Origin of the sequence: Psychroserpens sp., assembly GCF_034670085.1 — a bacterium.
Classification (GTDB): domain Bacteria; phylum Bacteroidota; class Bacteroidia; order Flavobacteriales; family Flavobacteriaceae; genus Psychroserpens.
In genome coordinates, this window is record NZ_JAXMOD010000006.1 from 134,522 (window position 1) to 161,181 (window position 26,660).

Annotated in this window: 26 protein-coding genes; 11 read left to right on the forward strand and 15 right to left on the reverse strand. The window is 33.4% G+C overall.

Annotated features, from left to right (window positions below):
* Positions 1-15 precede the first annotated feature (15 nt).
* From VOI25_RS11395 to VOI25_RS11405, 3 genes are all read left to right on the forward strand, one after another.
* Positions 16-603, forward strand: a complete 588-nt coding sequence (locus tag VOI25_RS11395; protein ID WP_323789301.1) for a MarC family protein — start codon at positions 16-18, stop codon at positions 601-603.
* A 99-nt stretch (positions 604-702) separates the two neighbouring features.
* The gene (locus VOI25_RS11400) at positions 703-906 is read left to right on the forward strand and encodes a hypothetical protein (protein ID WP_323789204.1); all 204 of its coding nucleotides are present in this window, start codon (positions 703-705) and stop codon (positions 904-906) included.
* Complete coding sequence (locus tag VOI25_RS11405; protein WP_323789205.1) at positions 906-1,508, forward strand: FAD-dependent oxidoreductase; 603 nt, start codon at positions 906-908, stop codon at positions 1,506-1,508. The genes VOI25_RS11400 and VOI25_RS11405 overlap by 1 nt, the downstream gene beginning before the upstream one ends.
* 7 nt (positions 1,509-1,515) lie before the next feature.
* On the opposite strand, the gene VOI25_RS11410 is transcribed toward VOI25_RS11405, so the two are convergent.
* The 3 genes from VOI25_RS11410 to VOI25_RS11420 form a co-directional block, all read right to left on the reverse strand.
* Complete coding sequence (locus VOI25_RS11410; RefSeq protein ID WP_323789206.1) at positions 1,516-3,123, reverse strand: S41 family peptidase; 1,608 nt, start codon at positions 3,121-3,123, stop codon at positions 1,516-1,518.
* Positions 3,124-3,555 carry a dCMP deaminase family protein gene (locus VOI25_RS11415; protein WP_323789207.1) on the reverse strand — a complete coding sequence of 144 codons (432 nt, stop codon included), beginning with the start codon at positions 3,553-3,555 and terminating at the stop codon, positions 3,124-3,126.
* A 177-nt stretch (positions 3,556-3,732) separates the two neighbouring features.
* The gene (locus VOI25_RS11420) at positions 3,733-4,323 is read right to left on the reverse strand and encodes a HupE/UreJ family protein (protein WP_323789208.1); all 591 of its coding nucleotides are present in this window, start codon (positions 4,321-4,323) and stop codon (positions 3,733-3,735) included.
* Between the two features lie 289 nt (positions 4,324-4,612).
* Here VOI25_RS11420 and VOI25_RS11425 point away from each other — a divergent pair, with 289 nt between their 5' ends.
* From VOI25_RS11425 to VOI25_RS11445, 5 genes are all read left to right on the forward strand, one after another.
* Complete coding sequence (locus VOI25_RS11425; RefSeq protein ID WP_323789209.1) at positions 4,613-5,353, forward strand: MotA/TolQ/ExbB proton channel family protein; 741 nt, start codon at positions 4,613-4,615, stop codon at positions 5,351-5,353.
* 26 nt (positions 5,354-5,379) lie between these two features.
* Complete coding sequence (locus VOI25_RS11430) at positions 5,380-5,823, forward strand: hypothetical protein (RefSeq protein WP_323789210.1); 444 nt, start codon at positions 5,380-5,382, stop codon at positions 5,821-5,823.
* A gap of 16 nt (positions 5,824-5,839) precedes the next feature.
* The gene (locus VOI25_RS11435; protein ID WP_323789211.1) at positions 5,840-6,445 is read left to right on the forward strand and encodes a biopolymer transporter ExbD; all 606 of its coding nucleotides are present in this window, start codon (positions 5,840-5,842) and stop codon (positions 6,443-6,445) included.
* 15 nt (positions 6,446-6,460) lie between these two features.
* On the forward strand, positions 6,461-6,940 hold the full coding sequence (locus VOI25_RS11440) for a biopolymer transporter ExbD (RefSeq protein ID WP_323789212.1): 480 nt from the start codon (positions 6,461-6,463) through the stop codon (positions 6,938-6,940).
* Positions 6,941-7,041: 101 nt separating this feature from the next.
* A complete protein-coding gene (locus VOI25_RS11445; RefSeq protein ID WP_323789213.1) occupies positions 7,042-7,761 on the forward strand; it encodes a porin family protein in 720 nt (239 codons plus the stop codon).
* Positions 7,762-7,764: 3 nt separating this feature from the next.
* Here VOI25_RS11445 and VOI25_RS11450 read toward each other — a convergent pair whose 3' ends face one another.
* The 7 genes from VOI25_RS11450 to pyrH form a co-directional block, all read right to left on the reverse strand.
* Positions 7,765-8,322, reverse strand: coding sequence for a hypothetical protein (locus VOI25_RS11450; protein ID WP_323789214.1), 558 nt, complete (start codon positions 8,320-8,322; stop codon positions 7,765-7,767).
* A gap of 47 nt (positions 8,323-8,369) precedes the next feature.
* The gene (rpoN, locus tag VOI25_RS11455) at positions 8,370-9,836 is read right to left on the reverse strand and encodes an RNA polymerase factor sigma-54 (RefSeq protein ID WP_323789215.1); all 1,467 of its coding nucleotides are present in this window, start codon (positions 9,834-9,836) and stop codon (positions 8,370-8,372) included.
* A gap of 96 nt (positions 9,837-9,932) precedes the next feature.
* Positions 9,933-11,363 (reverse strand): asparagine--tRNA ligase, encoded by a 1,431-nt coding sequence (gene asnS, locus VOI25_RS11460; RefSeq protein WP_323789216.1) that lies wholly within the window; start codon positions 11,361-11,363, stop codon positions 9,933-9,935.
* 30 nt (positions 11,364-11,393) lie between these two features.
* Positions 11,394-13,826: an efflux RND transporter permease subunit gene (locus VOI25_RS11465; RefSeq protein ID WP_323789217.1), complete on the reverse strand. Its 2,433-nt coding sequence runs from the start codon at positions 13,824-13,826 to the stop codon at positions 11,394-11,396.
* Between the two features lie 77 nt (positions 13,827-13,903).
* Entirely contained in the window at positions 13,904-15,133 is a 1,230-nt protein-coding gene (locus VOI25_RS11470; RefSeq protein ID WP_323789218.1) for a DUF5686 family protein, read from the reverse strand.
* Positions 15,134-15,250: 117 nt separating this feature from the next.
* Positions 15,251-15,808, reverse strand: a complete 558-nt coding sequence (gene frr, locus VOI25_RS11475) for a ribosome recycling factor (RefSeq protein WP_323789219.1) — start codon at positions 15,806-15,808, stop codon at positions 15,251-15,253.
* 49 nt (positions 15,809-15,857) lie between these two features.
* The gene (pyrH, locus tag VOI25_RS11480) at positions 15,858-16,565 is read right to left on the reverse strand and encodes a UMP kinase (protein WP_323789220.1); all 708 of its coding nucleotides are present in this window, start codon (positions 16,563-16,565) and stop codon (positions 15,858-15,860) included.
* 115 nt (positions 16,566-16,680) lie between these two features.
* Between pyrH and VOI25_RS11485 the strand changes: the two genes are divergently transcribed.
* The gene (locus VOI25_RS11485) at positions 16,681-18,390 is read left to right on the forward strand and encodes a T9SS type A sorting domain-containing protein (protein ID WP_323789221.1); all 1,710 of its coding nucleotides are present in this window, start codon (positions 16,681-16,683) and stop codon (positions 18,388-18,390) included.
* Positions 18,391-18,448: 58 nt separating this feature from the next.
* Here VOI25_RS11485 and tsf read toward each other — a convergent pair whose 3' ends face one another.
* From tsf to VOI25_RS11510, 5 genes are all read right to left on the reverse strand, one after another.
* The gene (tsf, locus tag VOI25_RS11490) at positions 18,449-19,423 is read right to left on the reverse strand and encodes a translation elongation factor Ts (RefSeq protein ID WP_323789222.1); all 975 of its coding nucleotides are present in this window, start codon (positions 19,421-19,423) and stop codon (positions 18,449-18,451) included.
* A gap of 86 nt (positions 19,424-19,509) precedes the next feature.
* On the reverse strand, positions 19,510-20,337 hold the full coding sequence (rpsB, locus tag VOI25_RS11495) for a 30S ribosomal protein S2 (RefSeq protein ID WP_323789223.1): 828 nt from the start codon (positions 20,335-20,337) through the stop codon (positions 19,510-19,512).
* 237 nt (positions 20,338-20,574) lie between these two features.
* The gene (gene rpsI, locus VOI25_RS11500) at positions 20,575-20,961 is read right to left on the reverse strand and encodes a 30S ribosomal protein S9 (protein ID WP_323789224.1); all 387 of its coding nucleotides are present in this window, start codon (positions 20,959-20,961) and stop codon (positions 20,575-20,577) included.
* Positions 20,961-21,416 (reverse strand): 50S ribosomal protein L13, encoded by a 456-nt coding sequence (rplM, locus tag VOI25_RS11505; RefSeq protein WP_323789226.1) that lies wholly within the window; start codon positions 21,414-21,416, stop codon positions 20,961-20,963. Before rplM ends, rpsI begins: the two co-directional genes overlap by 1 nt.
* A 153-nt stretch (positions 21,417-21,569) precedes the next feature.
* A complete protein-coding gene (locus VOI25_RS11510) occupies positions 21,570-22,532 on the reverse strand; it encodes an L-threonylcarbamoyladenylate synthase (RefSeq protein WP_323789302.1) in 963 nt (320 codons plus the stop codon).
* A 78-nt stretch (positions 22,533-22,610) separates the two neighbouring features.
* Between VOI25_RS11510 and VOI25_RS11515 the strand changes: the two genes are divergently transcribed.
* Complete coding sequence (locus tag VOI25_RS11515; RefSeq protein WP_323789227.1) at positions 22,611-24,242, forward strand: ABC-F family ATP-binding cassette domain-containing protein; 1,632 nt, start codon at positions 22,611-22,613, stop codon at positions 24,240-24,242.
* Between the two features lie 464 nt (positions 24,243-24,706).
* On the forward strand, positions 24,707-26,659 hold the full coding sequence (locus VOI25_RS11520; RefSeq protein ID WP_323789228.1) for a YgiQ family radical SAM protein: 1,953 nt from the start codon (positions 24,707-24,709) through the stop codon (positions 26,657-26,659).
* Position 26,660: the final 1 nt, after the last annotated feature.

Genomic DNA, 26,660 nt, shown 5'->3' on the forward strand with positions numbered 1-26,660 from the left:
TTGGAAGTCATGGATATTCAATTGAATTTTAAAGAAATATTTACTGCATTTATGGTACTGTTTGCGGTTATTGATATTATTGGAAATATTCCAATTATTATCGATTTGCGTAAAAAAGTTGGACATATACAGAGTGAAAAAGCATCAATTATTGCAGGTGTAATTATGATTTTGTTTTTGTTCTTAGGGAAAACAATATTGTCTTTAATTGGTGTTGATGTCAATTCTTTTGCTGTTGCTGGTGCTTTTGTTATCTTTTTCATTGCCTTAGAAATGATTTTAGGAATTACCTTGTATAAAGATGATGGTTCTAGTCCTATGACGGCATCTGTATTTCCGTTAGCATTTCCTCTTATTGCAGGACCTGGTAGTTTAACAACACTACTATCCTTGAGAGCTGAATTTGCAATTGAAAATATAATTATTGCTGTAATATGTAACGTAATTGTTATCTTTATTGTGCTTAAAACGTCGGCAAAACTTGAACATATTTTGGGTAAAAATGGGATTAATATCATTAGAAAAGTATTTGGTGTCATTTTATTAGCCATTGCCGTAAAATTATTTGCACACAATATTAAAGCCCTTTTTGAGCTTGCTTAAAATTTTAACATTGAATTGCATACCAACAATTCTAAATGTCAACAGTAGTATTTATTGGTGAAATTTAATTGACCAATTATTATCATTAAAAATTAAAAGATGAAACTAGTAACCATCCTACTTACAATTATTGCCATCATATTAATCGGATTTAATATTACTCAAATTAATTTGGATGCGCCATTTGAAGGGCAAAGTGTTGTGGCTCTTATTACAATTTTTGCTTCCCTTTGTGCTATCTTTTTATTACAGATTTTAAGGTTGTCAAAAAAAGTAGAACAAAAACTAAAAAGCAATAACTAATGTTTGATGTGCTTATTGTAGGAGGTGGAGCAGCAGGTATGTCTTGCGCTTTGGTTTTAGGATCTGCAAAATCAAAACCTTTTGCTGATGACAAACAAATTGGTATTGTATTACATCAAAGAGCGTCTCACTTACAAAATGCCTTATTTAATAATGTTTTGGGTTTAGCTCCTGGTACAACTGGTGCATCTATTTTAGAAAATGGAAAAAAGCAATTGGCTCAATTGTATCCTCATGTTGAACAGATTGAAAACGAAAAAGTTAAATCGCTTATTAAATCGACGGAAGGATATACTATTACTACAAATAAAAATACCTACGCATCAAAATTAGTGGTTGTGGCTGTAGGTTACACCAATTTAGTAACTATCGAAGGTCTTGAAGGCTATTTAGAACCGCACCCAAGAGCCGTAATTGAAAAAGAGCGTATCTGGTTAAAAAATAAGAATCATGTAGTAGATGATCAACTTTATGTTGCGGGCACAATGGCTGGGTGGCGAAGTCAATTTGCTATTGCTTCAGGAAGTGGAGCGCAAGTAGCAACAGATATTTTAACACTTTGGAATGCTGGGAAGCATACGAAAATTCACGACAAAGTTTAAGAATAAATTAGTTGTCTAAAGTTTCATTTGCTTTACTCAAAAGAATTACTTCTTCAATCATCACATCAGTTTCATTGATAATTTGTTCTGAAGTACTACTATTAAATAATTGACTAGCTAATTCTGCTTTAATTAACATTTTCATTTGGTCATGATAATTAACAAATGAAATATTTGTTCTTTCTTTTAAATTTAGGAAGTCTTGAAATTCTTCAACCACATCATCACCTACAACAAAATTTTTAATAAAGTCAGAAGCTTCAAAATCTACGTAAAGTGATCTGTCCTTATCTAGTTCTTCAAACACAAAATTACTAACGTATCCTCTTCGTTTAATGTAAGTCAGCGTTTCGTTCTGTTTACTTGTATTAAGTGGCACAAAAATATCTGGAATTATACCGCCTCCACCGTAAACAATTTTGCCATTTGGAGTTGTGTATTTTAAAGAATCTGAAATTTGAATGTTCTCTGGGTTTTGAAATTCACCATTACTGAGGCGCTTGTAGTAATCATTATGATAATCATTGTTATTGCCATTGTCATAAGGACGCTGAATTGAGCGACCAGTAGGAGTGTAATATCTAGAAACAGTAAGTCTAACAGCACTACCATCACCTAAAGACATTTCACGTTGTACTAAACCTTTACCATAACTTCGTCTGCCAATAATTGTTCCTTTATCATTGTCTTGCAACGCACCTGCAACAATTTCACTAGCAGATGCCGAGTTCTCATTTATAAGAATATAAATAGCTCCTTCTTCAAAATCTCCTCGTCGTGTTGCGTACCTTTTTTCAATTTTGCCTGCCTTATTTTTAGTGAATAAAATAAGTTTGTCATCTTCTAGAAACTCGTCTACAATTTGTTCAGCTATGTCAAGAAAACCACCTGGATTATCTCTTAGATCCAAAGCTAATTTTGTTGCACCTCGATCTTGAAGTTCGTCTAATGCTTTTTTAAATTCTTTATAAGTAGATTCTGCAAAGCGATTAATTTTAATATAACCTAAGTTGTCGGTTAACATATAGGACGCTTCAACACTTTTTAACGGAATGTCTGAATATTTAACTTTAAAGGTTAATAATTCTTCTTCACCAGGACGATATACTTTAAGTGTAATCTTGCTATTTTTCTCGCCTTTTAATTTTTTAACGATGGCTTCATTGGTCCATTCCTTTCCAAAAATAGAATCTCCATTGGCCATTATAATTCGATCACCACCTTTAATACCGGCTTTTTCGCTTGGTCCACCTTCAATAGGTCTAATTACTGTAACAGTATCTTTATAGGTATAAAAACTAACTCCAATACCAATAAAATCACCTTTCATATTATCAATATTACTCTGCATTTCGCTTTTTGGTATATAAATAGAATGCGGATCTAAATTATCTAAAATGCTATTTACGGTGACATCAACAATGCTGTCAGTGTTAATTTGATCCACATATTCGTAATCGATATAATCTATAAGTCTGTTAAGTTTGTCTTTTTTGCTATTAGTAGTAAATAAACGATCTGATGTATCTGAGAAGTTTAGCTTTCCACCAATAAATACTCCAGCAGCAATAGCGACTCCAAATAATAGTGGTATGTATTTTTTTTGAAAGTTCATTTATGCATGTAAATCTTCAATCAGTTCGAGTGCAATTCCAGCTTTTTTTAGGAACTGAATTCCAGAGTCATCTTTATATCCTTCCTGATATACAACACGAATTATGCCAGCTTGATGAATAAGTTTGCTACATTCTTTACAAGGTGATAGCGTTATATATAAAGTAGCTCCTTTACAAGACTGTGTCGAAGCAGCAACTTTTAATATCGCATTTGCTTCAGCGTGGAGCACATACCATTTAGTGTAGCCATCATCGTCTTCACAATAGTTTTCAAAACCAGTAGGTGTACCATTATAGCCATCAGAAATAATCATTCTGTCTTTTACAATTAAAGCGCCTACTTGTTTGCGTTCGCAATGCGAAAGTTTTCCCCATTCTTTAGCAATTCTTAAATAGGCCTTATCGTATCGAAGTTGTTTTTCTTTTGGCATTATATGTATTTAAAATCTATACAACGAATATAATTGGTTCATATTTTAATTACAATAGTATTGTTAATAAGCATATAAACACGTTCCAAAAGTAATGATTATAACAAAAGATACAGGTATTAAATTTTGATGTTTACGTTAAAGTTTTACCAAAAATGGACTTGCTTTCTTAATTTTTTAAGAGAAAAGCTTGCTATTAATTAGCATTGGTAATACACAACCTAAAGCGATTGCTGAAATTACCATAATCCAGTCGCGTTTAGAAAACCTGAATATTGTTTGGCACAGAAAACTTAAAAAGATAACAATAAATGCTATTACGAGCTGACCTATTTCTATGCCTAAAGCAATTTCTATAATGGCAAGCAATTTGTTTTCAGAAGCTGATAATGATGCGTTGAGGTCGTTTTCAAAGCCTAATCCATGAATTAAACCAAAAAATAGTGCAATAAAAAAGAGTAATCCCATTTTAGATTGTTGTGCCTTTTTACCAGCAGTAAAAATATTGAAAAGAGCAACAATTAAAATGGTAAGCGGAATGAGGAATGATATAACTTTAATATCAACACTTATGATATTATACGTCACTAAACTTAAGGATAAACAATGTCCAATAGTGAAAATGCTAATTAATAATAGTATTCGCTTCCAATCCTTAAATAGGTATGGTAATGTTAAGACTAGTAAAAAAAGAATATGATCATAAGCGTTAATATGAAGGACATGGTAGATGCCGACTTGTAGATTGGATATTAAATTATCTATCATGGTTTATGAATTTGGGTTATCTCAAAGTTACATTTTATAATTAAAACCTGAAATGAAAATTTAAAAGAATAAGGATAGGATTGATATATCATGGGTAATTAAATGTGGATGGTATTATTTTTTCAGAAATAAAAAATGTAAAGCATTTTTATTTACTTTCGTATATAAGTAGAATTAACTAAGGAGCAATAGAACGTTAAACCTTTGTACTCTGATGTAAATTTTATTTTTTAATTACAATTTTTTTATATCTTTAACGCTTAAACTAATAAAATTAAGAACTAGAACGATGAAAAGACTATTTTCTATCTTAGCCATAACAGGAATATCGGCTTTCGCTACTGTAAGTGCTACTGCAACAACAATTGCAACCACATTTCAAGAGGTACCAACTGAAGAATTATCTTTTACGCAACAAGTAAAAGAACGTTTTATTGAAGGTGGACCATTTTTCATGGGTATTGTATTATTATGTTTAATCTTAGGATTAGCAATTGCTATTGAAAGAATTATTTATTTAAATCTTGCTACAACTAACACTAAAAAATTAACTCAAAATGTTGAAGATGCTCTTCAATCGGGTGGAGTTGATGCCGCTAAGGAAGTTTGCAGAAATACAAAAGGTCCAGTTGCATCTATTTTTTATCAAGGGTTAGACCGAGCAGATGAAAATCTTGAAGCTGCAGAAAAAGCTGTTGTAGCTTATGGTGGAGTTCAAATGGGACAATTAGAAAAGAATGTGTCTTGGATTTCATTATTTATAGCATTAGCACCAATGCTTGGTTTCATGGGAACTGTACTTGGTATGATTGATGCTTTTGATAAAATTGAAGCTGCAGGTGATATGAATCCTTCATTAGTTGCAGGTGGTATTAAAGTGGCCTTATTAACAACCGTATTTGGTCTGATTGTTGCTATTATATTACAAATCTTTTACAACTATATTATCTCTAAAATTGATAGTATCGTTAATGATATGGAAGATTCATCAATAACTTTAATGGATTTATTGGTAAGACACAAAAAGTAATCATCATTTATTAAATCATACATAATATGAATATTCAAAAAATAATCAAAATTGGTGCTTTAGTAATTGGTCTAATTGCGGTGTTCTTCTTAGTAAGAATAATGATGTTAGGTGATGAAGCTATTGAGGCAGATGTTGCAAATCAGGGTGTTTTATCTGGTTTTGCAAACCTAGCTTATGTTGTATTGGCTATCGCAGCAATATCAGCTGTGCTATTTAGTCTTGTCAACTTAGTTAGTCAACCAGAAAAGCTTAAAAAAGCATTAATTTCTTTAGGTGTTTTTGCACTTGTATTAGCAATCGCATGGTTTGCTTCTTCAGGAGAAGAAAGACTTTTAGATGATGGTAAAGTTTTAACTGCAGGTCAATCTCAAATGGTTGAAGCAGGAATTAAGGCCTTCTATATTTTAATTTTGTTTGCGGCAGGTTTGATGGCGTTTTTCGGAGTTAAAAAGATGTTAAGTAAATAATAATACAAACTAAATTATGGCAAAACGATCAGCACCAGAAGTAAATGCAGGATCTATGGCTGATATTGCATTCTTATTGCTCATATTCTTCTTGGTGACAACTACGATACCTAAAGATTCTGGTATCACACGTAAGTTGCCTCCAATTGAAGAAAATGATGAGGATGTAATTATCAAGGAAAAGAATATTTTTACCGTATTATTAAATGGTAAAGATCAGCTTTTAGTTGAAGATGAATTGATGGAGATTAAGAATTTAAGAAAGGCAGCAATTAAGTTCCTTGATAATGGTGGAGATGGAACATGTTCATATTGCAAGGGAGCAAAGGATCCAAAGTCATCTGATAATCCTGATAAGGCAATTATTTCATTGAAAAATGATAGGCAGACATCTTATGCCGCTTACATTACTGTTCAAAATGAACTAGTAGCAGCATATAATGAACTTCGTAACAGAAGAGCTTTAGAGATTGGACCAAAGAAAGGATTTCCTGATATGGACTTTATAGCTATGGAAAAATCGTATGATGATGCTAAGTTTACGGGAAATAAAGAAAAACTTAAAGAAGTTATTGAGCAAATCAAATTAGAGATACCTCAAAAACTATCTGAAGTAGAATAAATTAAAACATAGAACATGTCTAAATTTAAAAGTAAAAAAGATAATAGTTTGCCAGCAGTAAATACGGCATCTTTACCTGATATTGTATTTATGTTACTGTTCTTCTTTATGGTAGTAACCGTAATGAGAGAAGATAACCTTTTAATTGAAAACAGATTACCTCAGGCAGATCAAGTTGAAAAACTAGATAAGAAATATCCTATTAGTTATATTTATGTAGGTAAACCTTCAAAAGCATACGAAAAGTATGGTACTGAAGCTCGAATGCAATTGAATGATAAGCTAGCTGAGATTACAGAAATTCAAGCGTTTATAAATTCTGAAAGAGCTGCTTTACGTGAAGAATTAATACCTAAGCTTACGGTGTCATTAAAAGTTGATAAAGAAGCAAATATGGGTATTGTAGGTGATATTAAGAAAGAACTTAGAAAAGCTAGTGCATTTAGAATTAATTATACTACTGCGACTGGTGATGCTAAAAAGAACTTAGAATAACTATTTACACTTAATAATGTAAAAGCATCCTAGAATTTCTAGGATGCTTTTTTTATATAAACGGCCTAATATTTTAGGGTCTATTGCGTTATATTTGTACTATGAAACTTAGTTTTTCTTTTTTACTTTTTATGGTTTTGGGATGTAATTGGTTAAATGCCCAAAATCCATCTCAAACAGCAATTATAGCAGATACAACGTCAGTAGTTGATGATAAATATAGAGAGGATCAGTTTTATATATCAGTAACTTATAATCTCTTAGGTAAAAAACCCGATGGTGTTTCTCAAAGTGGTTTTTCTAGTGGATACCATTTTGGTTTTATTAGGGATATGCCCATTAATAAAAAAAGAAATTTAGCGATTGGTGTTGGACTCGGATTTTCATCTAATTCTTATAATCAAACACTTCAAATTTCTGAAAGTAATTCTAGTTTTCAGTATGTTATTTTAAATGATAATGAAATAGAATATAGTAAAAACAAGTTTTCTACATATTTAGTTGAGTTTCCAATTGAGTTTAGATGGCGAACGTCAACGGCCCTAGACTATGACTTTTGGCGAATATATGCAGGTGTAAAATTAGGATATGTATTATATAACTCTTCCAAGTTTAATAGTACAGCTGCAGATATTAAACTGTCAAATATTGGTGATTTTAATGGGTTCCAGTATGGTCTAACCCTTAGTGCTGGATATTCCACAATAAGTTTTCATTTGTACTATGGCCTTAATGAGATTTTTAAGAGCAATGCTATGGTTGATGGAAAATCAATTGATATGAATTCCGTTCGAATTGGATTAATGTTTTATATTCTATAAAGATTAAATCCAATAATTAAGTAGAATTAACTGCGGTAACAAGCCCACAAAAAATCCAATAATCAATTCAATTGGTGTATGCGCTTTTAGATGTAATCTTGAGGTTGCAATAGCACCAAGAATAATACTCATTAATGCAATAGTTCCGTTGATATTAATTTTATAATGAACAGCTAATGCAACTGCAAACATAAAAAATCCGGTAGCAGCAATCATGTGAATACTTGCTTTAAATTTTACAATGGCTAAAGCAAAACAAGTTATTGTGGAAATTAAAATACCAATAAAAAAGAAGTATAATTCAGGAATTTCATTTTGTGGAAGAACCCTTATGATTACTAAAATTACAATAAAACAATTTAGTAATAACGGAAGCTTTCGTTCATCTGTAGTTTCAAGATATACCGAATCTACTTTTCTAAGCGTCTTTAAAAGATAATAAAGTAAAATAGGCAAAATCACTGTTAATATTGTAATCGAAAATAATTTCGCTTTTAGGACTGGATCTGGAATAAATCGAGGAGTCTTCGAAAAATAAAAAAGCACACCTAGTAAAGGCATTAATAGTGGATGAAAAATAAACGATATGCTTTTTAGCAGCTGATTTATCATATCTTTTTTCTCAATCTTGCAACTGGAATATCTAACTGTTCTCGATATTTTGCAACTGTTCGACGTGCAATAGGATAGCCTTTTTCTTTTAGAATTGTAGCTAACTTTTCGTCTGTAAGTGGTTTGCGTTTATTTTCTTCTTCAATAACCGTTTCTAAAATTTTCTTGATTTCACGAGTAGATACTTCTTCACCTTGATCGTTAGTCATCGATTCTGAGAAAAATTCTTTAATTAATTTAGTGCCATAAGGTGTGTCAACATATTTACTGTTCGCAACTCTTGAAACGGTTGAAACATCCATATCAATTTCATCTGCAATGTCTTTAAGAATCATTGGCTTCAGTTTACGTTCATCACCCGAAAGAAAATAGTCCTTTTGATAATGCATAATTGAACTCATTGTTACGAAAAGCGTTTGCTGACGTTGTTTTATTGCTTCAATAAACCATTTGGCTGCATCTAATTTTTGCTTAATGAAAAGTACGGCATCTTTTTGTGATTTACTTTTTTCCTTAGCTTCTTTATAGCCTTTCATCATGTTGCTATATTCTCTAGACACATGAAGTTCAGGAGCGTTTCTTCCATTAAGGGTGAGTTCTAATTCTCCGTCAACAATTTTTATAGCAAAATCGGGAACAACGTGTTCCACCATTCTATTGTTTCCAGCGTAAGAACCACCAGGTTTAGGATTTAGTCGTTCAATTTCTTCAATAGCATCTTTTAGTTGCATTTCAGTAATGTCAAACTTTTGAAGTAATTTCTTGTAATGTTTTTTTGTAAACTGATCGAAAGCCTTATCAATTATATTACAAGCGAGTTCAACATCTGGGTATTTTTCTTTTCTATGTAACTGAATACTTAAACATTCTTGTAAACTCCGGGCTCCTACACCTGCAGGATCTAATTGATGCACAATCTGAAAAATTTGCTCTACTGATTTTTCATCGGTATAAACACCTTGTGTAAATGCCAAATCATCTACAATATCACTAATTGATCGACGTATATAACCACTTTCATCCACGCTTCCCACTAGAAATTCGGCGATATTATATTCCTCATCGCTAAGTCTAAAGGTGTTTAATTGATTCGTTAAGTGTTGTGTAAATGAAGTGCCAGCGGCATATGGCACATTTTTTTCTTCATCATCTGCACTGTAATTATTGGCTTGTGTACGATAATCTGGAATTTCATCGTCGCTTAAGTAATCGTCAACATTTATGTCTTCAGCTTCAATGGTTTCATTTTCATTAAAGTCATCATCAGAATTATCAAATTCATCCATATTATCGTCAAACTCATCTTTAGTTTCCTTCCCATTCTCTAAAGCCGGATTTTCTTCTAATTCTTGCTTTAAACGTTGCTCAAAAGCTTGAGTAGGCAACTGTATCAACTTCATGAGTTGAATTTGTTGCGGTGACAACTTCTGAGATAATTTAAACTGTAGATATTGTTTAAGCATGTATTGAATATGGTATAAAAGTAAAGTTAAAAAAAAACAATCTATATTATTGTATAAACATAGATTGTTTTAGTCAATTGTTATGCCAAAAAAAAATTAAAATTCGGCATTTTGAGGTGTTCTAGGATAAGGAATTACATCTCTAATGTTACCCATTCCAGTTGCGAACATCACTAAACGTTCAAAACCTAAACCAAAACCAGAATGAACTGCAGTTCCGTATTTACGTAAATCTAAATACCACCATAATTCTTTCTCGTCGATATCAAGTGCTTTCATTTTTTCTTTCAGCACCTCTAAGCGCTCTTCACGTTGAGATCCTCCTACCATTTCACCTATGCCAGGAAATAAAATATCCATTGCGCGAACTGTTTTACCATCTTCATTTAAGCGCATATAAAAGGCTTTAATATTTGCTGGATAATCGAATAAAATTACTGGACATTTAAAATGTTTTTCAACTAAGAAACGTTCATGTTCACTTTGTAAATCTGCTCCCCATTCTTCAATGATGTAATTGAATTTCTTTTTCTTGTTTGGTTTACTATTCTTTAAAATATCGATTGCTTCTGTATAACTTACGCGTTTAAAATTATTGTCGACAACAAATTTAATTTTATCAATCAAGCTCATTTCTGAACGTTCAGCTTGTGGTTTTGTTTTTTCTTCATCAAGTAAGCGTTGTTCTAAAAATTCTAAATCTTCACGATTATGTTCTAAAACGTAGTTTAACACCGATTTCATAAAGTCCTCAGCTAAATCCATATTTCCAGCCAAATCCATAAAAGCTACTTCTGGCTCTATCATCCAAAATTCTGCTAAATGACGAGAGGTATTTGAGTTTTCAGCCCTAAATGTTGGTCCGAATGTATACACTTTCCCAAGAGACATGGCATAGGTTTCAGCTTCTAACTGTCCAGATACCGTAAGGTTGGTTTCCTTCCCGAAGAAATCTTTTGTATAATCTACATCGCCATTTTCTGTTAATGGAGGATTTTTAGCATCTAAAGCGCTAACCTTAAACATTTCACCAGCACCTTCAGCATCACTTCCTGTGATAATTGGTGTATGCATATAATAAAACCCATTCTCGTTGAAATACTTATGTACTGCAAAGGATAATGACGAACGCAAACGCATTACAGCACTAAATGTGTTTGTTCTTGTGCGTAAATGAGCATTTTCACGTAAAAACTCAAAAGAGTGTTTTTTTGGTTGAATTGGATATTCATCTGGATGAGAATCACCTAAAACATCTATTGAAGTCACTTGTATTTCAACTTTCTGACCTTTTCCTTGGCTTTCTACTAGGTCGCCCTTAATATGAACTGCAGCTCCTGTAGTTATTCGTTTTAAAGTAGTTTCATCAGTGTTTTCAAAATCGACAACGCATTGGATATTATTTATTGTAGAACCATCATTTAAAGCAATGAATCGATTTGCTCTAAACGTTCTTACCCATCCTTTAATTTCAAGGGGTTGTAATGGAATATCTTGTGTTAATAATTGTGAAACTGAATATGTCATTTTTATTAATTTTTTTGCAAATATAAATGTTTATGAAATAGTATTTTCTTCTAGATTTTCGACTTCTTCAATGACTTCGATATCTTCAGAATCTTGAGGGATAATATTTATTGAAGGTTCTTTTAATACTTCTTTGTTTGCAATATTTCTTTCAAGTGATAATAATAGCGATGGTAACAATAGTAAATTTGATAACATTGCAAAGAGCAATGTTGCTGAAACTAATGCTCCTAAGGCTTTTGTGCCTCCAAAACTAGAGGTAGTAAATACAATGAAACCAAAGAATAAAACAATAGATGTGTAAAACATACTTACACCTGTTTCTCGTAAAGCAGCATATACTGATTTACGTATTTTCCAGTGGTTGGCTTGTAATTCTTGCCTGTATTTTGCCAAAAAGTGAATGGTATCATCTACTGAAATACCAAAGGCGATGCTAAATACTAATATTGTTGATGGCTTTATTGGGACATTTAGAAATCCCATTAATCCAGCAGTAATTAATAAAGGCAATAGGTTTGGAACTAATGATACGAGAATCATTCGAAATGACCTGAACATATAAGCCATAAATAAGGAAATAAGGAAAATAGCAAGACTTAAAGAAATGACTAAATTTCGCACTAAATATTTGGTTCCTTTTTGAAACACTAAAGCTTTACCAGTCATTGTAACTTCAAAGCGATCTTCTGGAAATACCTTATCAATTTTGTTTTGCAGATTCTCTTCAATGCGTTCCATTTTATCAGTACCAATGTCTTTCATGAACGTTGTGATACGCGCATATTGACCAGTGCTATCCACAAAATTCTTCAGCATATCTACATTAGACGATGAGTTTTTAGCGTAAGATAAAATAAAACTATTTTCTTGACTTGTTGGAAGTTGATAGTATTTTGGATTTCCGTTATAATAGGCTTGTTTACTATATTTTACCAAGCTTACAACTGAAATTGGTTTTGATAATTCGGGTGTTTCAATAATAAGTTCTTCTAATTCGTTCATACGCTTAAGCGTACTCAACTTCATCACACCTTTTTTTCGTTTGGTATCTATCATAATTTCCAAAGGCATGATACCATTAAACTCACTTTCAAAAAACTTGATGTCTTTAAAAAAGGCAGTGTCTTTAGGCATATCTTCAATAAGGCTGCCTGAAATTTTTATTTGATAAATTCCGATGATACTGGCAACTAAAAGAATCAAGGAGGTCAGATAAATTGTGATTTTTTTATACTTAACCATGCGTTCAATCCAATCTACAAATCCTCCAATCCATCGCTTATTCAAATGCTCGAGATGTCTTTCTTGTGGGTAAGGTAAAAACGTATACATGATTGGAATGACCAATAAACACAATATGAAAATTGCTAGAATACTCAGCGATGCCACAATACCAAACTCTTTAAGTAAGGTGCTTTCTGTTAAAATAAATGTAGCAAAACCAGAAGCTGTGGTTACGTTTGTCATTAACGTGGCATTACCGATTTTAGTAATAACTCGTTGAAGGGACTTTACTTTATTACCATGTAATTTTACTTCGTGTTGGTATTTATTGATTAAGAAAATACAATTAGGAATTCCAATGACAATAATCAAAGGCGGAATTAACGCAGTTAGAACTGTAATTTCATATTTGAGTAATCCTAAAATTCCGAAGGTCCACATTACACCTATACAAACTACAATAAGTGATATAAAAGTGGCTCTAAATGATCTAAAGAATAAGAAGAATATAAGCGATGTAACACCAAGTGCTAAACCGATAAAAAGACCAATTTCATCAACAATATTTTGCGCATTTAATGTTCTAATATAAGGCATACCAGAAACTCGAACATCCAAATTATAGTTGGTCTCAAAATCATTTATTTTGTCTTCAAGCGAAAGCATGACAAAGTCTTTTCTCGCAGACGTATTAACGATGTCTTTTTTAAGATATATTGCTGTACGTATCGTTTTTGTTTTTTTATTAAACAAAAAGTTATCGTAAAAAGGATATTGTTTAAAGAGTTCTTGCTGAAGAATATCTATTTGTTCAATAGAAGTGATGGAATCTTTTATAAAAGGTTCTAGATCAAATTTTTCGGCTTTTGTATTTTTTATTAATTTTTGTAGATCTTTAATAGACACAACCGTTTCTACTTCGTCATAAGATTTTAAATCTTCCGAAAGTTGATTCCAAGCATTTAATTTTTCGACAGTAAATAGTGTTGAATCTTTTACGCCAAGAACAATAAGATTACCTTCTTCACCGAAGATATCTAGAAACTCATTGTAGGTGATGTTAACGTCATGATCATCAGGAAGTAAATTAGCTTCAGTATAGGTAAACCGCATGTGTTTCCATTGGTAACTAAAGAAAATAGTTGCCAATACAATACAAATGAGAATACCAATTTTATTACGCAAAATTAATCGCGCAATAACTTCCCAAAAACCTGTTGAAAATAATTTAAACATCTACCTATTAAAAAGGAGCGACAAAGGTAGAAAAAACCAAAGGATATGCTCTATAAATTAATGCTAATTTATAGTATTTATAAGCTAACGTTAAATGTGAATTTTGCAGCAATATTATCATTCAATTTTGGGAGATGATATCCACCATAGCGATATGCGAAACTTAAACCAAAACCAAATAGTAATTTATTGATTTCGAAACCAGCTTCTGAGTAGCCTTTTTCTAATGTGCCAAATGTGATATTTTCATGTCGCTCAATGTCATGCATGTCTCCAATAGCAAATCTAGAAATCAAAACCAATTGTGGTCTGTAGCGTTCACTGATCTTGAATGGTTTAACGTAATGCTTTAATTGAAGTGTAGCAAATCGATCTGAGAAAAACTCATTGAAATACATGGTTTCAAAGCTATTAACACCAGCAACAGAAAAACGTCGCACAATGGTTTCCTTAGTAATATTATTAGGATATGCGTGATACAAATGAGTTAGAGGTGTGCTTCCTGTGGCAAGACCACTACTTACTATTAATTCTGAAAAGACGTCCTCATTATACCTTATTTTATGCTGCTTTCTAAAATCGACTTTAAAAAAATTGAAATCACCCTTTAAAACATTTTTAAAACTTTGAGTTAATTGAAGTGTGAATTTTGGATAACCATCCTTAGTTTCTATGGTTTTATCATTTAAAGTTATAAAATCACTAAAAGGACTCCATTGCAATCCAATTTTTGCAGTAGTGAGATCAAAGTTTTTATAATTTGTATCTTTTGTAACAAAGATGTAATTATAAGTTGGATCAATTTTACTGATTGCTAATTCAGTTTCGGTAATTAAATTATTAGATAATTGGTGTTCGATATTAATTGCTTTTGTGATATGTTTATGGAATAAATCAATATTCAATAAGCGTGGTTCGAAAAATTGAAAAAACCGTTTATCAGTTAAAAAACTTGAGCTTCCAGTTTCCTGCAAATCATCAGTATAGGATAAATTAATCCAAGTTTTTGTGGCTTCATGGATTCTAAATCCACCTCCAATTTTATATTTGAAGCGATGATCTTTAAATCCGTAAACAACATAACTATCAATACGGTATTTTTCAGAAAACTCATCATTAGTTACACCACCTAATCCAGTTCTAAACCCTTCATATTGATTAAATTTTACCAAATAGCGAAGGTCTACATTTAAAAATTTAGTTGGAAAATAACCATTTCCTAAATGTTGCAAATAGTCAATTTTATGAATAGAATCAGTTAGAACTACTGCAGAATCTTGTTGAGTATTGGGCTCTTGTGAGTGCAATGCATATGAACATAGTGTTATAACGAGTAAAAATAAACACTTGCGCATTGAGGACTACTAATGGATTAAATTAAAAGAATAAAAAAGCGACGTTTTAATAAGTCGCTTTGTTGAGAATTATACAGTCATGATTTCTTTTTCTTTGACTTCAAAAACATCGTCTATCTTTTTAACGTACTTGTCTGTCATTTGTTGCACGTCAATTTCAGCATTTTTTTGTTGATCTTCAGAAGCATCATCCAGGTTCTTGATGTCAGTATTAGCTTCTTTACGTGCATTTCTCACACCTACTTTAGCATCTTCTGCTTCTGCTTTTGCTTGTTTTGATAAATCACGTCTGCGTTCTTCAGTTAATGGAGGAACATTGATGATTATTGTTTCTCCATTATTCATAGGATTAAAACCTAAGTTCGCAAACATAATACCGCGTTCAATTTCTTGAAGCATAGTTTTTTCCCATGGCTGAACAGTAATTGTTCTTCCATCTGGTGTGTTCACATTGGCAACTTGTGATAACGGTGTTTGAGAACCATAGTAATCTACCATTACACTTCCTAGCATTGCCGGACTTGCTTTACCAGCTCTAATATTTAAAAATTGTTTTTCGAGATGCTTCATAGCAGCATCCATAGCTTCTTGAGCTGTATCTAATATAAATTTTATGTCTTCGTTCATTTTAAAAAACTTTAAGTTGTAAAAAGCTTACCAAAAAATAAGCCAAACATTATAAATTAACTTTAGTACCTATGTTTTCTCCGGAAACAACCTTCATCAAGTTTCCTTTTTTATTCATATCGAATACAATAATTGGTAAATTGTTTTCCTGACTTAAGGTAAATGCTGTGGTGTCCATAACTTTAAGACCTTTACGTAATACATCGGCAAAGGTGATGTGATCAAACTTAACAGCATTTAAATCTTTTTCAGGATCTGCCGTATAAATTCCATCAACACGTGTGCCTTTTAAAATCACATCAGCTTCAATTTCAATAGCTCTTAAAACAGCTGCAGAATCTGTTGTGAAATATGGATTTCCTGTTCCTCCACCAAAAATCACAACGCGTCCTTTTTTAAGATGACTCATTGCTTTACGTCTAATGAACGGTTCGGCAACTTCATTGATTTTAATAGCAGTTTGTAAACGTGTTTTTACACCAGCATCTTCAAGGGCATTTTGTAGTGCTAGTCCGTTAATGACTGTTGCTAACATTCCCATATGATCACCTTGAACACGATCCATACCAGCCATTGCTCCAGCAACACCTCTAAATATATTACCTCCACCAATAACAATAGCGACTTCTACACCTAAATCTGTGATTTCTTTGATGTCTTTAGCGTATTCTGATAATCGTTCTGGGTCAATTCCGTACTGACGGGAACCCATTAGGGCTTCACCAGATAACTTGAGTAAGATTCTCTTGTATTTCATGTTTCATTTGAAAGTTGTACAAAAATAACAAAAATAGAACGTATTTCTTTTTATTTTTCTGATGACATTCTATAATTACTTCGATATATAGATATAATGCTAAAATACAATATCTATGAAATTAAATTACATACCTCTAATTATTCTCTTTTTTAATTTCACTTGTTTCGCACAAGGATTTGAATGGGTCAAACATATTGAAGGAACTGGGACAAAAAATATAACACATTCTGTTATGGATGATTCTGACAACCTTTACGTTGCTGGATATTTTGATGGCGAAACAGATTTTGATCCAACAGGAAATGATAATAGTATTAATGCGAATGGTGCGTATTATGCATTTCTTACACAATACAATAGTTCTGGAGATTTGCAATGGGTTAAAGCTATAGAAACTTCTAGTTTTGTTGTAATTAATAAGCTATTGATAGTAAATAATGGGATTTACGTTGCAGGTTATTTTAGAGAAAGTGCTGATTTTGATTCAGGGACAACTGTATTGACAGCTAGTCTTTCTTCTGGAAGTAAGATGTTTTTGGCTTTCTATGATTTGGATGGAAATTTTCAATGGGTTGAGGGTTGGACAAATTCATCAGCAAAAACAACACCACAAGATTTAGTAGTAGATTCTGAAGGGAACCTTCATATTACAGGAAATTATTATGAAGGTTTGTTTAGACCTGATCCCAATAATAACGCTGTTGTTTATAGTTCAACACGACAAAAGGGGTTTTGGATTACTTTAGATTCCTCAAGTAATTATATGAGATCAAATCAGTTTGGCGATCCTGCGAATACTTGGTATAACTATGATAGTGTTGATAATATCATTATGAATGGCACTAACCATGTGTTAATATCAGGAAGATTTAGAGGGAGTTTTGATTTTGATTTTGATTCTGGAACATCAGTTTTAGAGAATGAAAATGGCGCAAGTTTTTTTGCTAAATATCTCTTAGATGGGACTTTAGTTTGGGTAAAGCAATTAGAGCGCGTAGAATCTCAACATTTAATATGTGATAGTGAGGGTAATATTTTTGCTACAGGTATATACGGAGGAAATGTAGATTTTGATCCTTCAGATACTTCAGAATATATCGTTGAAGGCTTTGGTTCTTATTACGATAACTACCTTTTTAAGTGGAATAATAATGGGGAATTTAATTGGGCTTTTGGTTTTGGAAGTAATTACGGACCAGCAGATAGTAGTAATGCTATCGCATTAGATGGTGATTCGGTATATATTACGGGTGGAATAACGTATGCTAATGAAGTTGATTTTGATCCAGATCCCAATGAAACGTTTGGTATTACAGCGAATGGTATTTCAGACTATTTTTGTGCTAGATATACTACTGAAGGAGATTTTATTTGGGTTCATAGTCTAAGTGGTGATCAAGCATTAACGAGTGACGTTTCAGGAAAAGGAATAATGATAAATAGTATGGGTAAAGTTTATTCAGTTGGAGAATTTAGTGATACTGTTGACTTTAATTCGGGTTCTGAACTGATAACAGCTCAAGGCTATAAGGATATTTTCCTGATGCGTTTAGATAATGAGGTTCTTGGAATACAGGAGGAAAGCCTTGAAAATTCCCTCAACATCTATCCTAATCCAGTTTCGAATGACCTATTTATTAAAGCAAAATCAGTGTTACAAAATCTTAATATTTATAACATCGAAGGTCAATTGATTTATTCTGCTTACTTAAATAATTATAAGTCCGAAATTGATTTAAGTCATCTAACCACAGGTGTTTACTTATTAAAAGTATATGCTAAAGATGGCCTAACAATGACAAGGCGGTTGATAAAAAAATAAAATAAAAAAAACCTCTCAGTTAATGAGAGGTTTAATTTTTATATAACGAATATTCTGATTATCCTACTGTAGCACGTTTAAATCCAGTAACAGCAACGTCACCATAAGTCTTAACATACTGAGCAACAGTTTGCTTTTCATCTTTGATGAATTTTTGATCAAGTAAACATTTTTCTTGATCTAAAGTTGTATTATCAGAAATAAAACGTTCCATTTTACCTGGTAATATTCTATCCCAGATTTGTTCTGGTTTACCTTCAGCTTTCAATTCAGCTTTTGCTGCGTTTTCAGCTTCTGCAATTACTTCAGGAGTTAATTGCGCCATAGAAATGTAACTTGGTACATTCTTTAAGGTCTTTCCTAAACGTCCTAATTCGATATTGTCTTTTTCAATAACTGCAATTCTAGCTTCAGTTTCAGAAGCAACGAATGCTGGATCAAAATCTTTATAAGATAATGTTGTTGCTCCCATTGAAGCGACTTGCATTGCTACATCTTTAACTAATACTTCAGCGTTATCAACTTTAGCAGATAAACCAACTAAAGCAGCAATTTTGTTAATATGAACATATTGACCAACATAAGGTGCGTCAATTTTTTCAAAAGCTGTGATGTCTAATTTTTCACCAATAACTCCTGTTTGCTCAATTAGTTTTTCAGCAACAGTCATTCCACCAAAATCTGCAGCTAAAAATTCTTCTTTAGTATTACAGTTTAAAGCGATATCTGCTAATTGATTAGCTAATTCGATAAAGTTTTCGTTTTTTCCAACGAAATCTGTTTCACATCCTAATACGATAGCAACACCTGATGTGTTATCTGCATTAATTTTTGCAATTGCAGCACCTTCAGAAGAATCTCTGTCAGCTCTTTTTTCTGCAACTTTTTGTCCTTTTTTACGAAGTACTTCAATGGCTTTGTCAAAATCGCCTCCAGCTTCAACTAGAGCTTTTTTGCAATCCATCATACCAGCTCCAGTAGCTTGTCTTAATTTATTTACTTCAGCGGCTGTAATTTTTACAGTATTTTCCATAATGTTATAAAATTAAAAAAAGTCGTTTAATTATCATTTCATAAGAAAACAATTAAACGACTTAATACTATTGTGTAATTGTTAATTTATTCTTCTTCGTTAGCTGCAACTGGTGCAACTACTTCAGTTTTCTTTTCAGCTTTTGCTTTAACCTTTGTGTCTGCTTTCACTTCTTTTTTAGCTGCTGGTGATTTTTCACTTTTAGCATCTTTTTCAGCTTTATCAGATTTTCTTTCAGCCAAACCATCTGCAACTGCCGATGTTACCACAGACATAATACAATTGATTGACTTAGAAGCATCATCATTAGCAGGAATTAAATAATCTACTTCACGAGGGTCAGAGTTCGTATCTACCATTGCGAAGATTGGAATGTTTAATTTTTGCGCTTCTTTAATAGCGATGTGCTCACGTTTGATATCTACAACAAATAATGCTCCAGGTAAACGTGTCATATCAGAAATAGAACCTAAATTCTTTTCTAATTTAGCTCTTTGACGATCCACTTGTAAACGCTCTTTTTTAGATAAAGAGTTGAATGTTCCATCTTTCTTCATACGATCAATCATAGCCATTTTCTTAACGGCTTTTCTAATTGTTACGAAGTTTGTTAACATTCCGCCTGGCCATCTTTCAGTAATGTAAGGCATGTTTACAGCGCCAGCTTTTTCAGCTACGATGTCTTTAGCTTGTTTTTTTGTAGCAACAAATAAGATTTTCTTTCCAGAAGCGGCAATTTTGTGCAATGCTTCAGACGTTTCTTCAATTTTTGCTTGAGTTTTGTAAAGGTTGATAATATGGATACCATTACGTTCCATATAGATGTAAGGCGCCATGTTTGGATCCCATTTTCTCGTTAGGTGACCAAAGTGTACACCTGCGTCAAGTAATTCTTTTACTTCTACTTTTTCCATGTTGTATTCGTTTACGTTCTGTTAAATTAGCAATGACAAAGTGGTTGCTTGCGCTCGCCTTTATCATTTAGATGCTAAACTTTATCCCGAACTCATTTCGGGATTTATTTATGCTGCTGAACTGTGAAAACTCACGATTCAGACTTTTAATCTAAAGCTGTTCTGATAATTGACCAGAACAGCTTTTGAAATTTTTTATATTCCGAAGAAAATTCAGAATAATAAAAAAGAATAGGATTAACGTTTCGAGAACTGGAATTTCTTCCTTGCTTTTTTCTGACCGAACTTTTTACGTTCAACCATTCTTGGGTCTCTAGTTAATAATCCTTCTGGCTTTAATATTAGTCTGTTTTCTGCATCAAGCTCACACATAGCGCGAGATAATGCTAAACGGATCGCTTCGGCTTGGCCTGTAATGCCACCACCATAAACGTTTACTGTAATATCAAAGTTGCCATCGTTGTTAGTCATGGTTAAAGGTTGGTTTACTTTGTACTGCAATGTTGCAGTAGGAAAATAAACCGCCATGTCTTTTTTGTTTACCGTGATCTTGCCTTTTCCTTTAGCAAGGTACACACGAGCAACAGCCGTCTTTCTACGACCGATTTTGTGAATTACTTCCATTAGTTAACTTTGTTTAAGTCAATTGCTTTTGGTTTTTGAGCTTCATGTGTATGAGCCGAACCAACAACAACATTTAAATTACGGAATAGCTCTGCACCTAATTTGTTTTTAGGGAGCATTCCTTTTACTGATTTTTCTACGATTCTTGCAGGATCTTTTCCAAACAATTCAGTCGCAGTTAAACTTCTTTGACCACCTGGATAACCTGTGTGTCGAATGTACGTTTTGTCATTCCACTTGTTACCTGATAAGTTGATTTTTTCTGCATTGATAACAATTACGTTATCTCCACAATCAACATGTGGTGTGAAGTTAGGCTTGTGTTTACCTCTTAAAAGTATTGCTACCTTAGAAGCTAAACGACCTAGCGTTTGATTTTCAGCATCAACTAAAACCCACTCTTTATTAACAGTAGCTTTGTTTGCTGAAATCGTTTTGTAGCTTAATGTGTCCACACTTATTCATATTAATTACTTGTCTCACGACAAATAGGTTAAACTTTTCTCTCTCAAAAAGAGTTTGCAAATTTACGATTATATATTTGATAACCAAACAGACGTGCGTGTTTTTTGTAAGCAAAAAAAAGAGGAGATTATATTGCGATTAATTCAAGCGCGAACTGTCGCTCGTTGCAATCTATCGTTAATAGATTTCCCTAATCCTTTGTCTGGAAACCGTTCTGCGATAATAATGTCTAATTCTTGTTTGTCTAATTGATGTAAGGCATCGTATAATTTTGAAGCCGCTTCTTGCAAGTCTGTTAATTCTGAAAGCACAATTTGAAAGACTATAGCATTGTGTTCTGAAGGTTTGCTAAATGCTAAAACTCCAATACGTTTATCTGTATACTTTTCAATAGCATCCGAAATATTATCAACTAAAATAGTTCGAGTTTTTGGTGCATAATGTCGATCTAACATACCTGGTGCATCTGGAGCGATTTCTTTTTTGTTTTTTATTTGAATTGGTCCAACAATGGATTCAATAGCTTCAATAGAGGTCGAACCCAAACGATAAATAATAGGTTCTACACCTTCAAAACCTATGATAGTTGATTCTATGCCTCGCTGACATGGTCCACCATCAAGTACCATTTTAATAGCATCTTTAAAATAGTTCTCCACGTGTTGTGCAGTTGTCGGACTGATATTCCCAAACGGATTGGCACTTGGTGCAGCCAATGGAAAATCTAATTGATTCAATAAGTCTAAGGTCGTCGAGTGATTTGGAATACGAACCGCAACCGTATCTTTTCCTGCAGTAATTAATTCTGGAATCGACGATTGTTTTGGTAACACTAAAGTTAAAGGCCCAGGCCAAAAGGCATCTGCTAAGCGTTGTGCTTTTTCAGGAATATAACTTACAATCGTAGGTAACAATTCGATAGAAGGAATATGAACAATCAACGGATTAAAAAACGGACGCTTCTTCGTTTCAAAAATGCGTTTAATAGCTTTTTCACTGAAGATATTTCCAGCCAATCCATAAACCGTTTCAGTAGGAATAGCCACCAATTCTTCTGCGTTTAAAATTGCAACCGCTTTTGATATGTCTGTTGAAATGATACTCATAAGTTCTTTACACATTGCAATATTAGTTCAAAAAAATGAAAGATTTATTAGTAGTTTTGCAGCCTTAAATGATTTGAGATGATTTCAGTTGATAATTTATCAGTAGAATTTAGTGGTCACACGTTGTTTAGTGATGTGTCTTTTACCATAAATGCAGATGATAAAATTGCATTAATGGGAAAAAATGGCGCAGGAAAATCGACCATGATGAAAATTATTGCAGGTGTTCAAAATGCCACACGTGGCAATGTAAGAACGCCAAAGGATGCAATTATTGCATATTTGCCACAGCATTTATTAACTGAAGATAATACCACTGTTTTTGATGAAGCGTCTAAAGCCTTTAGTCATGTGTTTGCTATGCGTGATGAAATGGAAGGGTTGAATAAGCAGCTCGAAACCAGAACCGATTACGAGTCTGATGAGTACATGAAAATCATTGAGCGTGTTTCTGACTTAGGAGAAAGTTATTATGCCTTAGAAGATGTGAATTACGATGCTGAAGTTGAAAAAGCCCTTAAAGGTTTAGGCTTTAAGCAAACAGATTTCACGAGGCAAACCAATGAATTTTCTGGAGGTTATCGTATGCGAATTGAACTCGCAAAGATTTTACTTCAGAAACCAGATTTGATTTTATTAGATGAGCCTACCAACCATATTGATATAGAGTCTGTGATTTGGTTGGAAGACTTTTTAGTGAATAAAGCCAATGCAGTCGTTGTGATTTCTCATGATCGTGCTTTTATTGATAATATTACAAATCGCACGATTGAAGTAACTATGGGTCGTATTTATGACTATAAAGCCAAGTACACACATTATTTACAATTGCGAGAAGATCGAAGAACACATCAAATAAAAGCTTTTCAGGAACAGCAAAAGTTTATTGCCGATAATCAAGCGTTTATCGACCGATTTAAAGGCACCTATTCAAAAACAAATCAGGTGTCGTCTCGAGAACGTATGCTTGAAAAATTAGAGATCATTGAAATTGATGATATCGATACGTCAGCATTGAAACTACGTTTTCCACCAACGCAACGTTCTGGTGATTATCCTGTAACGGTAAAGGATGTATCTAAATCTTATGGTGAACATGTTGTGTTTAACGATGCAAATATGTCGATTGCAAGAGGCGAAAAAGTCTGTTTTGTAGGTCGAAATGGTGAAGGGAAATCAACCATGATTAAAGCCATTCTTGGTGAAATTGATGTGGAAGGCACTTGCAGTTTAGGACACAATGTTAAGGTTGGCTATTTTGCGCAGAACCAAGCGGCTTTGTTAGATGAAGACTTAACGATTTTTCAAACGGTTGATGAGGTAGCTAAAGGTGATGTAAGAACACAAGTCAAAAACATTTTGGGTCGTTTTATGTTTAGAGGCGATGAAATTGATAAGAAAGTTAGCGTATTATCAGGTGGAGAAAAAACCAGATTGGCTATGGTGAAATTATTGTTAGAACCTGTGAACTTACTTATTCTCGATGAGCCTACGAATCACTTAGATTTAAAATCTAAAGATGTGTTAAAAGAAGCGCTTCAGAATTTTGATGGGACTTTAATTCTGGTTTCTCACGATCGTGATTTTCTACAAGGTTTGTCTAAAAAAGTATTCGAATTTAAAGACCAACGTGTTATTGAACATTTTGAAACGATTGATGATTTCTTAGTGAGGAATCGTGTTGAGAGTTTAAAAGCGATTGATTTGTAATTTAGTTGCTAATATACTTTTTTAAGCCTCTTGTCATTTCGACAGAGCGAAGAATGAGTGACGAGAAATCTTATAAGTATGAGAATCCTCGATTTCTGTCGGAATGACAAACAAATTACGATTTAAGCTGCTATTCACTTGCGTATTTAACTGTTGCCTTGCGTTAGCGATTACTCATACACACTATTGAGAAAGAAATCGTGAATGCAAAGCATTTAAGGCATATGTTGAAGCTCTTTTTATGTTGTTGCATATATGCAACATAAAAAAGCGACTGCCGAAAGCGCGACCCTTGGGTAACGCCCAACTTAACAAATGCTTATATAATGTCATTCAGAACGCAGTGAAGAATCTCAACAATTTTGAATTCCGTATTTTAAATAGATTCATCGGTCATACTTCCCTCTGAATGACATAAAAATTCTGATATAGGTCCAGCAATTTTTGACTACTTTTGCATTGGTATGAGTGAATTAAAACTTTCAGATTGGTTGCCTACCACAAACAAAGAGGTGAAAATACGCGGTTGGGACGAACTCGACGTGATTCTATTTAGTGGTGACGCTTATGTAGATCATCCGTCGTTTGGTCCTGCAGTGATTGGTCGTATTTTAGAAAGTTATGGCTTGCGCGTTGCTATTGTACCGCAACCTAATGTGAATGATAATCTTCAGGATTTTGTAAAACTTGGTGCACCAAAATTATTTTTTGGAGTGACTGGAGGTTGCATGGATCCTATGATTAGCAATTATAATGCGAATAAAAAACGTCGTGATAAAGATGCCTATACGCCAAATGGTGAGATTGGGTTTCGACCTGATTATGCCACCTCTGTCTATTCTAAAATATTAAAAGACAAATGGCCAGATGTTCCTGTGTTAATTGGAGGTATTGAAGCGTCTTTGCGTCGTGTGACGCATTACGATTATTGGAGTGATCAATTGATGCCAAGCATTTTAGAAACCTCTAAAGCCGATTTGTTGGTCTATGGTATGGGAGAACAGCCACTTCGTGAAATTGTACGTTTGTTACAAAAAGGGGTTCCGTTTTCTAGTATAACAACCATTAAACAAACGGCAGTGCTGTTAAATGAAAATGCTAGAATTCCTAAAAACAGTAATTGGGACGATGTTGAAATCGTATCGCATGAGGTGTGTTTAAGCGATAAAAAGAAATTCGCGTCTAACTTTAAAATCATCGAGCAGGAATCTAATAAATTAGCTGCACGACGTATTTTTCAGAAGGTAGGCGATAAGACCTTGATGATTAATCCGCCTTATCCAACCATGACCGAAGACGAAATTGATGCGTCTTTTGAGTTGCCTTACACACGATTACCACACCCAAAATATAATAAGCGTGGACCGATTTCTGCGTATGAAATGATAAAGTTTTCCATCAACATTCACAGAGGTTGTTTTGGTGGTTGTAGCTTTTGTACGATTTCGGCACATCAAGGAAAATTCATTGCCTCTCGTAGTCAGGAATCTGTGTTGCGTGAAGTCGACACGGTTGCGAATATGCCAGATTTTAAAGGCTATTTGTCTGATATTGGTGGACCAAGTGCCAACATGTATAAAATGAAAGGGAAAGTACAGTCTATTTGCGACAAGTGTGTTGCGCCTAGTTGTATTTCGCCAGTGATTTGTAGTAATTTAGATACGTCTCACAAGCCTTTAACCGAATTATATCAGGCTGTTGATAGTCATCCGAAAGTCAAGAAATCCTTTATTGGTTCTGGAATTCGTCACGATATGTTAGTGCCAGAATTCAATAAAAATGCTGATCCGAAAGAGTTAGACGATTATACGGAAGAGGTGATGACGAAACACGTATCTGGCCGACTTAAAGTCGCACCTGAACATACGAGTGATCCTGTATTGAAGTTGATGCGTAAACCATCGTTTTCATACTTCCATAAGTTTAAAGAACGTTTTGATAAGATCAATATCAAGAAGAATTTAAAGCTGCAATTGATTCCGTATTTTATATCGAATCATCCAGCTTGTGAAGTTGAAGATATGGCAAATCTTGCTGCCGAAACTAAAGATATGGGTTTCCAGTTAGAGCAAGTGCAAGGGTTTACACCAACACCTATGACAGTGGCAACTGTGATTTATTATAGTGGTTATCATCCGTATACGCTTAAAAAAGTAAACACACCAATTACTCGAAAAGAGAAAGATGAGCAACATCGTTTTTTCTTCTGGTATAAGGATGAAAACAAAGCGTGGATTAAAAAGACCTTAAACCGATTAGGACGTCAAGATTTATTAGACGTTTTGCTTCCAGCAAAAGACGAAAAATGGCGTAAAAACAAACCTAAAGGTGATGCGAAACATACTTTTGATGATGCGATTCCTTTTAATCAGCGGAAGACTAAGGCTAAGTTTAAGTCTAAGAAGAGGAGGCGATGAT